Annotated in this window: 8 protein-coding genes; 3 read left to right on the top strand and 5 right to left on the bottom strand. The window is 63.1% G+C overall.

Translation table 11 applies throughout. From position 1 onward, the window contains the following. Positions 1–662: 662 nt before the first annotated feature. Positions 663–2,069 (top strand): cytochrome P450, encoded by a 1,407-nt coding sequence (locus tag HBE63_RS10465; protein WP_166904686.1) that lies wholly within the window; start codon positions 663–665, stop codon positions 2,067–2,069. 15 nt (positions 2,070–2,084) lie between these two features. Here HBE63_RS10465 and HBE63_RS10460 read toward each other — a convergent pair whose 3' ends face one another. From HBE63_RS10460 to HBE63_RS10450, 3 genes are all read right to left on the bottom strand, one after another. Beyond that, positions 2,085–3,350 (bottom strand): glycosyltransferase, encoded by a 1,266-nt coding sequence (locus tag HBE63_RS10460; RefSeq protein WP_166904685.1) that lies wholly within the window; start codon positions 3,348–3,350, stop codon positions 2,085–2,087. Positions 3,351–3,387: 37 nt separating this feature from the next. Continuing rightward, positions 3,388–4,227 carry a TylF/MycF/NovP-related O-methyltransferase gene (locus HBE63_RS10455; protein WP_166904684.1) on the bottom strand — a complete coding sequence of 280 codons (840 nt, stop codon included), beginning with the start codon at positions 4,225–4,227 and terminating at the stop codon, positions 3,388–3,390. Positions 4,228–4,440: 213 nt separating this feature from the next. After that, on the bottom strand, positions 4,441–5,421 hold the full coding sequence (locus tag HBE63_RS10450) for a class I SAM-dependent methyltransferase (protein WP_166904683.1): 981 nt from the start codon (positions 5,419–5,421) through the stop codon (positions 4,441–4,443). Positions 5,422–5,672: 251 nt separating this feature from the next. Between HBE63_RS10450 and HBE63_RS10445 the strand changes: the two genes are divergently transcribed. Beyond that, positions 5,673–6,413 (top strand): GAP family protein, encoded by a 741-nt coding sequence (locus HBE63_RS10445; RefSeq protein WP_243858595.1) that lies wholly within the window; start codon positions 5,673–5,675, stop codon positions 6,411–6,413. A 29-nt stretch (positions 6,414–6,442) separates the two neighbouring features. Here the strand turns inward: HBE63_RS10445 and HBE63_RS10440 are convergent, their stop codons facing one another. Further along, positions 6,443–7,234, bottom strand: a complete 792-nt coding sequence (locus HBE63_RS10440) for a methyltransferase domain-containing protein (protein ID WP_371814952.1) — start codon at positions 7,232–7,234, stop codon at positions 6,443–6,445. 50 nt (positions 7,235–7,284) lie between these two features. Next, a complete protein-coding gene (locus tag HBE63_RS10435) occupies positions 7,285–8,565 on the bottom strand; it encodes a glycosyltransferase (protein WP_166904680.1) in 1,281 nt (426 codons plus the stop codon). Between the two features lie 315 nt (positions 8,566–8,880). Between HBE63_RS10435 and HBE63_RS10430 the strand changes: the two genes are divergently transcribed. Then, entirely contained in the window at positions 8,881–9,636 is a 756-nt protein-coding gene (locus HBE63_RS10430; RefSeq protein ID WP_243858594.1) for a GAP family protein, read from the top strand. Positions 9,637–9,649 lie beyond the last annotated feature (13 nt).

Genomic DNA, 9,649 nt, shown 5'->3' with positions numbered 1-9,649 from the left:
CAGTTCTCCAGACCATCAGGGCGAGTTAAATGGAACACGTTCTAAACCTAACGCAGACAGGGGGGTCAGCAAGCAGTTTTAGGAAAATCGTCAATATTTGCTGACTGCCGCCCAGCCTACTACGCGCGATGCCGCGCGCTCCGCCACCGGCACCGTTAACATAGCGAATTAGCCACTAGCGCACGGTCAGCAACGCATTGCTCCACTACGCACGCAGCCACCAGCGCCGATTGACGTGGCTGCTGCCGCAGGACAAATATTTGCTGAGCGACGAAACCCCGGTCCCTGCGAGCCGACATCGCAGCACCGATTCGACCCCTACGAGCCTTCGGCGAGACGAATTCAACTGATCAAAACATGCTGAGCGCCAGCACAGCATTTCGCCCGGAGAACGGGAACTAATGGCCGTCATCCGAACCAGGTTGAAGACAAACGTGCCCGCCACTGCCGGGGTCACCCGCGATGGTGATGTCTCCGCCGAAAGCGCCCGTTACCCAACCCGACACCGTACGGTTGGGAGCTACCGTAGAACCCGGATCTGCGACCGTGGATCGACCCCGGGGCGGGTGCTCCCCCTCGACCGGCAATCCGCGTCAGTTGCAATCCGAGGCCGTCGGCCCGTCAGCACCTGTACCGTCTACTAGCTAGGGATCACGCTAAAAGTGAGCTACGCCGCGAAAACCGACCTGCCGCCCGGACCGCCGCTTCCCATGGTGGTGCAGTCCGCGTTGATGGCCGGCTTCGGTTTGCGCTTTCTGCGCGGATGTCAGCGCCGCTACGGGAACATGTTCACGCTGCGAATTCCGCTGTCCGGCACGGTCGTATACCTCGCAGATCCTGCCGACATCAAGACGGTGTACGCCGGCGACCCTCGGGTCTTTCATTCCGGCGAAGCACATTGGTTTTTCCGTGGACTTTTAGGTGAGAGTTCGCTGTTTGTGCTCGACGGGGACGCGCACCACACCCTGCGCCGCCTGACAATGCCGGCTTTTCATCGCGACGCGGTCGCAAACCAGGCTGCTCAAATGGTCGAGATCGCTGCCGCGAACGTCGCCGATTGGCAGATAGACAAGAGCTTCCCTGTGGCGCCCAAGACGACCGAGATCACCCTCGAGGTGATCTTGCGGACAGTCATCGGTGCCAGCGACCCGGCGCGCCTGGCCGCCCTGCGCAGGGTGGTGCCTCGGTTGCTCTACATGAAACCGTGGGAAACACCGGCAATTACGAAGCCGAGCCTGCGGCGGCATCGCCCGTGGCGAGGAGTCGGTCGGAGATTCGCAGAAGCCGACGCCCTGCTCTATGCCGAGATCGCCGACCGTCGTGCCGACCCAGACCTGGCCGAACGCACTGACGTGCTTGCCATGCTGATCCGCGCCACCGGCGACGACGGCCGCACGCTCTCCGACAGCGAACTGCGCGACCAGCTCCTGACGGCGATCGCGGCTGGACACGAGACCACCGCGACGGCACTGTCCTGGGCGTTGGAGCGGCTTACCCGTCATCCGGCGGCGCTGGCCAAGGCAGTGCGCGCCGCAGATGCCAGCGCGGCAGGCGACGCTGCCGGAGACGAGTACCTCGACGCGGTGATCAAGGAGACGCTGCGGATCCGCCCGGTGCTGTTCAGCTCTGGCCGGGTTCTCAAGGAGCCGACCGAGATCGGCGGCTACAGGTTGCCGTCCGGCGTGATGGTCGACCCGGCGATCGGACTGGTGCACTCGAGCGCCGAGGTGTACGCGGATCCGGACCGCTTCGACCCGGACCGAATGCTCGGCGCCTCCCTGAGCCCGACCACCTGGCTGCCGTTCGGCGGCGGAAACCGCCGCTGCCTCGGTGCCACATTCGCGATGGTCGAGATACGACTCGTGCTTCGTGAGATCCTGCGTCGGGTCGAGTTGAGCACCACCGCCGCGGCAGATGAGAAGCCGCGGGCGAAACACGTCACGTTCGTTCCACACCGCGGCGGAGTGATCCATGTCCGCGCGATCCGGGACACCGAGCCGGCATCACAACCAGCAACGACACAGCATTGCCCGGCCAACGTTCACGGGTCGCGCGACTCGCCGCAGTAACGCAGACGACTGGTGTCACGGCCGACCGAGACCAGCGAGTTTCTCCACGAGATCGGCCGTGGTCCCAATACTGTCGGCGGGGTCGGTCATCCGGGTGGCCATCTCGCGGGCCCGGGCTGCATATTGTGGCTCAAGGATCGTGCGCAGATCTTCGACCAGGGATTTTTCGGTGGTGGCCGAAAAGCGCCGGGCGGTGCCCACCTTCAGTCGTTTGACTCGAGTTCCCCACAGCGTCTGATCGAGATCCGTCGACAAGATCAACGTGGGAACCCCCGCGCGTAACCCCGCGGCAGTCGTGCCCAGCCCGCCGTGATGCACGACCGCGCGGCAGGCGGGGAAGGCCGACGAGTAATTCATCGCGCCGACCACCTTGACATGGTCCGGCTGCGGGACGTGGCTGAAGTCGGTTCCAGCAGAACACACCAATGCCCGCTCGCCCAGCTGTGCGCAGGCCGCGGTGATCATGGCAAGTGTTTCAACACCCGATTCCATCGGCAAACTGCCAAAGCCGAAGAATATGGGTGGTGTTCCCGCGGCGAGCCACGAGGCGACCTCGTCATCTGAATCCCCGGGCAGATTCATCGTCAAGGCACCGACAAAGGGCCGTTGACCAGACCATTGGGTCCATTCGCCGGCCAACCCGGGAAAACAAGCTTCGTCATACCCCTGGATTTCCAGGCAACCGCGTTCGCTGAGCCGCCACGGCGAGGGCGATGTGGCCTTTGGCAAAGCCAGTTCACCCCGCTGTATGCCCTCGACCTTCTTGGCGTTGCGCCATGCAACCCATTCGGACGCTTTCATCGCGGCACGGCCCAGCGGCCCGGGCAAAAACGGTATGAAATGGCCATTGGCCCGAAGCGGGAACAGGTGCAGCGTGGCGAGCGGAATGTCGTAGTACTCAGCGACGTTGCCCGCGGCGTCCTCGAAATTCACGCCGGTGAACAGCAGGTCTGCGCCGTCGGCGAGCGACGTCAGCGTGGCGATGATGTCCTTCCAGCACTGATGGAAGGGCGCCACAACTTCGCGCCGCAACCTGATCATTTCGCGGACCTTCCAGAAATTACGGAAGAAATGGGTCCAGAAGTCGCGGTGCGCATCCAGCACCGCCTGCAGATCCGGCCCGTACGGCACCGCTGTCGGCCCGGCCGCCTCGGCGAAGCCGACGAGGTCGGGAGGGACAGCCATGTGCACGTCGTGTCCGCGGCGCAGCAACTCGCGGCCCACGGCGACACAGGGCTCGATATCACCGCGTGTTCCGTAGCTTGCCAGGACAATCTTCATTGCAGAATCTGGCCTCTCACGGATCCAACGCCTTTCGCTACTTGCGCCAAAGCACAGCAGTCCCGTCGATGTCGACGATCTCGGCAGTGATCCCATGCTCCGCCCGGTAGTCGGTGACGGCTTGTCTGCACGGCTTGAGATCGTGGTAGTCGTCGATGATGCAGAATCCCCCTGGAGACAGCCGCGGGTAGAGCCCCTCAAGCGCTTGAATCGTGGATTCATAGAGATCACCATCGACCCGCAGCACAGCGATGCGATCGATCGGCGCATCGTGCAGGGTGTCCTTGAACCACCCAGGAAGAAAGCGGACCTGATCGTCCAGCAGTCCGTAGCGCTGGAAGTTGGCCCTGACCTCAGTTTCGGAGACACCAAGGATCCCGGAAAGGCTCTGCGTCCTGAGGCCCTTGTCCGCTTTGTAGTTCTCGGGGTCTGCAGGTGGCAGGCCCTCAAACGAATCCGCCACCCAGACACTTCGCGTCTCGTCGCCATAGGCAGCCAGTACCGCACGCATCAGGATGCAGGCCCCGCCCCGCCACACTCCACATTCGATCAGGTCACCTGGGATGTCCTCAGCCAGTACGGTCTCAACGCACTGCTGAAGGCTGGAGAGCCTCTGCATTCCGATCATGGTCTCGGCCTCGGCCGGCCAATCTATGCCCAGGTCTCGCTTGTGCTGAACGAGCGTGCTGCGGTTCTCGTTCGGAGTGGCGCGTGCGAGTCGGTGCGCCCCGCCGCGAACCATCATGCGATTGAGGGTCTTGAAGTAAAGCCGTCGCCGCAGCGTCCACTGCGCGGGCATACGTTCGTGCATCCCGTACCTGGTGAGGTTGCCTCGCATCAGGTCGAGGTACAGCGATCGGACGTCGAGATCGGTCACGTGAAAAGGGCCCCCAGCTTGTTTTTCCAGTAGGTTCGAGTGACTCTAGCCTCGAGCCGGCACTACCCGGATCGATTTGCTGATTGCCTCTGCAGAAATTGATCCACCTGTTGCGCAGAACAAGACAAGCCGTGCGCACACCTCGTGCAGAACAGCTGGATCGATTGTGCCAGAGAGGTTTTCCGGCAGCGCTACCGCTCGCGATCCAACGCCTTACATCGCCTGTAAGACAAACCCCGTCTGGTCGCCCCGCCCCCGCCCGTTGAGCAATTGTGCGCGTTTCTCCCACTCCCACAACTGCCTGGGTCCAAACATTCGCAGAACCTTGGGGTCGGTCACTGCAACGTCACGTCGATAGGCTTCACTGCCGAGGAACTGGCCCAAATTCGAATCATCAAACGTTCGAACCACCCGCATCCCAGCCCTCTCGGCCGCCATTGCCATCCCCTGACGTGAAGGTATGACCATGTGTCGAGGCGCATCGGCTTGCACCCAGTCCGCCCGGTAGGTGGTCCAGGCTTCCGATGAGGTCGTCGGCACACGAGCCAGGCACATGCCTCCCGGGGCGAGCTTCTCGGACGCCACCTTGAGAGTCGCGACCGGATCGGGAACGTGTTCGAGGGAATGATTGAACATTATGAGGTCGTACTTGCCGGCGACGTCGCTCAAATCTGCCTTCATCAGTGGCGCACCTTCAGCCGACACGGCATCGGCCTCGATGAACGGGTCCGCGCCGCGCAAATTATTGAATCCAATTCTGGTCAGACGGTCAAGCAGTCCACCCGAGCCACAGCCGACGTCCAGAATTCGCGCGTCACGCTCAACTGCCAATTGAGCGAGCATCGTGACGACGTCGCCCCCGAGGAGCACGCGGAACATGCCCTCCGACACCCGCGCGTTGATGAATGCGCCGAGCATCCGATTGCCGCCACGCAGCTTATATTCGTCGTGCTGTGTGACCAGCCAGCGAAAAGCGCCCGGTTGCGCTGACGCGTTGTGCGAGTAGTAGTTTGAGGGATAGTGACGCATGAGTTCTGCACCCTCAAGCGCATTGTGAATCTGCAACGTATCGCACGCAGCGCAGCAGAAATATTCAAATGATTCCCGAGTGCCGAACATCATCTCGCGAACTTCAATTGCCGGATGGGGGCCGGTCGATCCGCATAACCGGCAATCTCTGGTTATCGCGGACACTCGGCCATCCTCAGAGAACTCGATTCCACCGCGGCAGCATACCGTTCGAGGTCTGCCGCCGGGCCGAAACCGGAACGCCACCACGGTCGGCGCGCTAGCGAAGTTGACGCTGGCAAACCGACTTTGGCGTACGAGGACCGTTCAGACCACCCCGGCGCTCAAAAAGAGCCGACTGGCCGGAGCAACCAGGTAGTGTTTCGGCGGTGTGGGGATCGGTGCTTGCTCTAGGAATTCTTGTTGGGCTCGACCCCATGCGCCTCGGCATCACCCTGCTCGTGATCTCGCGGCCACGACCCGTACAGAACCTGCTGATGTTCGGCGCCGGCTGTGTGACTGCATGCATTCCCACCTTGGTGATTCCGCTGACGCTGCTGCATGCGACTCCGATGTTCAAATCGACGGCCGAAGCCTGGGCAAAGAGTTCCACGGGCGGTTACATCCAAATCGGCATGGGTGTGGTCGCGCTGACAACTGCCACGCTGCTGACAGTGCACTTCTGGGTGCGTCAGCGCGCAAAGCTGCCGGCTTCGGACGGCGGCGCGTCGACCCTGGTCATGGACGCTGATACGGCGACGCCGGTCTCGCGACTCCTGGCCCGCGCGCAGGATGCGCCGACAGACGGCGGGTCCTTCTTCCGTCGACTGCTGCGGCGCGGCCACGATGCGTGGGAGAGCGGGTCCCTGTGGGTCTCGTTCGTGGTCGGCTTCTCCTTTGCCGGGGCGCCACCCGACGTGGCACTGTTCCTCCTCGCGATCGTCGTCGTCTCAGGAGCTGCGGTCGGCACGCAGATCACCGCCACCATCGCGTTCGTCATCGGAATGCTTGCGGTGGTCGAGATCGTTCTCGTCAGCTATCTGGCCGCACCTACGAAAACCGAAGCCGTCCTGCAACGGTTGCACGACTGGGCCTGGACTCATCATCGAAAGATCTTGGTGGCCATGTGCATATTGGCCGGTGTCATGTTGATTGCCAAGGGTCTGAACAGCATCTGACGTGAGCCACGACCCGGCTCACCTCACGTTCAGTCAGCTCCGCTGTCGCCGGGCCGCGCGCGACTGGCCACCGCCACCGTCGGACCCAACCCGCGCCGGCTCCGAAACTCGACAGTGATCGACGGGTCGGCATGCCGGCCCAGCGCACTCAGCGCCGCGGGACTGTAGGCGCGCAGCGAGCTGATGAACCCGTCGTGTTGCAGCGGCGAAAACTTGATGAGTGGAAGCACGACCGCCAACAGGGCGATGTGCAAAGGAGCCGGCGGCCGGGGCAGGTCGACGATCAGCAGCTTCTTCGCTGCCCGAGTGCCCGCCGCGAACACCCGGGCGGCGAGTTCAGGGGGCAGGTGGTGCAACGACAACGCAAACACCGCCAGGTCGTAATAGCCTTCCGGCGCGTCGATTTCGGTGGCGTCCATCTCCCGCACCACGGCGCGCGGGTGACGGCCGAGATCTCCGGCCGCCATGCCCGCGACAAACGTGGGCTCGAGGTCGGTGACCGTCATTTGAGCAGTGGGATGCATCTCCAACAGCTTGCGCGAGAGCCCGCCGAGGCCCGCACCGAGTTCGAGGATCTTCGGAGCGGGCACCTCGGCGACCTCGCGGATCACCATCCGAGCGCACTTCTCGTGGATACCGATCCGCCGCCGTCCTCCGGCGCGGTCGAGCGAATCCATGACCTTGCGTTTCAGATCATCGACGTCGTCGCGGTCCAGATACTCCAGCCGGTTGGTCTGCAATCGCCGGTCCAGCCAGGAAGCATCCGGCCCGCCGCGGGGCATGTTCGCAATGTCGGAGGTTCTGCTATCCACGGACACCATCATGGGTCATGGCAGGTGCTATCACTCAGAGATCCAAGAGTTTTGAGGCCTCAGCCGGCTCGCTTGAGCCGGGCGAACTGTTCCAGCAGGTCGGCGGTGGTCGCCGCGCTTTCGGCGGGTTTGGTCATGCCAGTGGCGACCTCGCGGGCGCGAGCCAGATACTCCGGCTCGAGAACGGTACGCAGGTCGGCGACCAACGACTTCTGTGTCGTCGCCGAAAGACGCCGAGCGGTACCCACTTTCAGCCGTTTGATCCGAGCTCCCCACAGCGTCTGGTCAAGGTCTGTCGAGAGGATCAGGGTGGGAACCCCGGCACGCAAACCTGCGGCAGTGGTGCCCGCGCCGCCGTGGTGCACGACCGCGCGGCACACCGGAAAGGCAGCCGCGTAGTTCATTGTGCTCACCACCTTGACGTGATCGAACTGGGGGACGTCGCTGAAGTCACTAGCCCCGGCGCACACCAACGCCCGTTCGCCCAACTCGACGCAAGCGGCACTGATCATGGCCAGCGTCTCAGCGCCGGAGTCGACCGGCATGCTGCCGAAGCCGAAGCAGATCGGCGGAGTTCCCGCGGCAATCCAGGTAGCGACCTCGTCATCGGTATCGGTCGGCAACTCCATCGTCAGCGCACCGACAAAGGGCCTCTGCCCTTCCCATTTCGCCCATTCCTCCGCCAGCCCGGGAAAGTAGACCTCGTCGTAGGCCTGGATCTCCAGCGAGCCGCGCTCAGCCACCCTCCACGCGGAGGGGCCAGTGGACCGCGGCAGGCCCAGTTCGCGGCGCTGCGGATCCTCCAGCCTTTTCATCATGGGCCAGCTCAACCACTCCGACGCCCGCATCATGGCGCGAGCAAACCACGCCGGTAGGGTCGGAACCAGCTGGCCGTTGGGCCGCAGCGGGAACACATGCAACATGGCCAATGGAACCCCGCAACCCTCCGCGACGTTGCCGGCGGCTTCCTCGCCGATCACGCCGGTGAACATCAGATCCGCCCCATCAGCCAAGGACGTCAGCGTTTTACTGACGTCCTGCCAATACTGGTCGAAGAGATGCCACTCCTCGCGCAGCAACCCGGCCAGATCCCGCACCCGCCAGAAGTTCCTCCAGAATTTGCGCAGGAAGCGCGCCCAGAAGTCCCGATTCAGGTCCTGCCACACCCGCACATCTGGCCCGCAAGCAATGGCCTCAGGTCCAGCCGCCGCAACGAAGTCGACCAGATCGGGCGAGACGGCCATGCGTACTTCGTGACCGCGCCGCACCAGCTCACGACCAACCGCAACTCCAGGCTCTACATCACCACGAGTCCCATAGAAAGCAAGCACAAATTTCATCGCGGAGCCTCAAGCCCTTTCAGTTGTCGGGCCCGTGAACTGCCCGAAGACATCGGTCATTATCCCCATCCCCTGTCGGTTGCGTTCCAAAACGGAGTAGCTGAATCCGGAAGAGACCAGGCAAGTTTCGACCGGCACGCGATGTAACCGGCGGTACGTCGGCACTGTCGGCCCGGTGCCGGCGCATAACTTCTATCAGAGCGCCTGACGAATAGGCCGAGATCAGCCGGGTCAGGATCAAGCAGGATCCGAAAGGCCCAAAAAATAATTAACTAGCGGGTAATGTACCCCGCCGTGTGGGGCTCACTACTCGGGATGGCGATTGTCATGGCGTTCAACCCCGCCCTTCTGGCTCTCATCCTGCTCGTGATCTCCCGTCCACGGCCGATCCAGAACCTGCTCGTGTGCTGGATCGGTTGCCTCACAACGAATATTCCCGCGCTCGTGGTCCCAGTGGTGTTGCTGCACCGCGCGCCGGTGTTCAGTCCTCAGACTCCGGCTGCCAACGCCGCAGCCCGGCACATCCAACTCGGCATGGGTGCGCTCGTGCTATCGGTCGCTCTGCTCATCGCGGTACGTTTCTGGGTGCGGCGGCGAGCGCAGGTGCCGGTACCTGCCGGCAACACCTCGAGCCAGGGGCTGGAATCCGAGGGGCCGGGCCAGATCTCGTCGCCGTTCGCGGGCGTGGGAGATGTGACGGACGGCGGATCTGCAATTCGGCGCCTGTTCGGCCGTCTTCAAAGAGCCTGGGACAGTGGTGCCTTGTGGGTCGCGTTGGTGTGCGGCATGGGATTCTTGCCGGGATTTCCCCTGGTCCTGTTTGTGGCGACCACTGTGGCGTCGTCCGGGGCCACGACGGGCACGCAGATCGTCGCCGTCATCCTGTTCGTCGTCGCGATGTTTGCTGTTTTCGAGGTCGCCGTCGTCAGCCATCTGATCGCCCCGGTGCGAACCCAAGCTGTATTGCAACCCGTACACAACTGGGCCCTTGCCAACCGGCGCCAGGTGATGATCGGCATCTTCGTGATGATTGGATTGCTGCAGGTGGTAAAGGGTTTGGGCATCATCTGAGCGGGAGCTCGGA

The sequence above is a fragment of the Mycobacterium sp. DL440 genome, from assembly GCF_011745145.1.
In the GTDB taxonomy this organism is placed as follows: Bacteria; Actinomycetota; Actinomycetes; order Mycobacteriales; family Mycobacteriaceae; genus Mycobacterium.
This window is presented reverse-complemented; position numbering and strand designations above follow the sequence as displayed.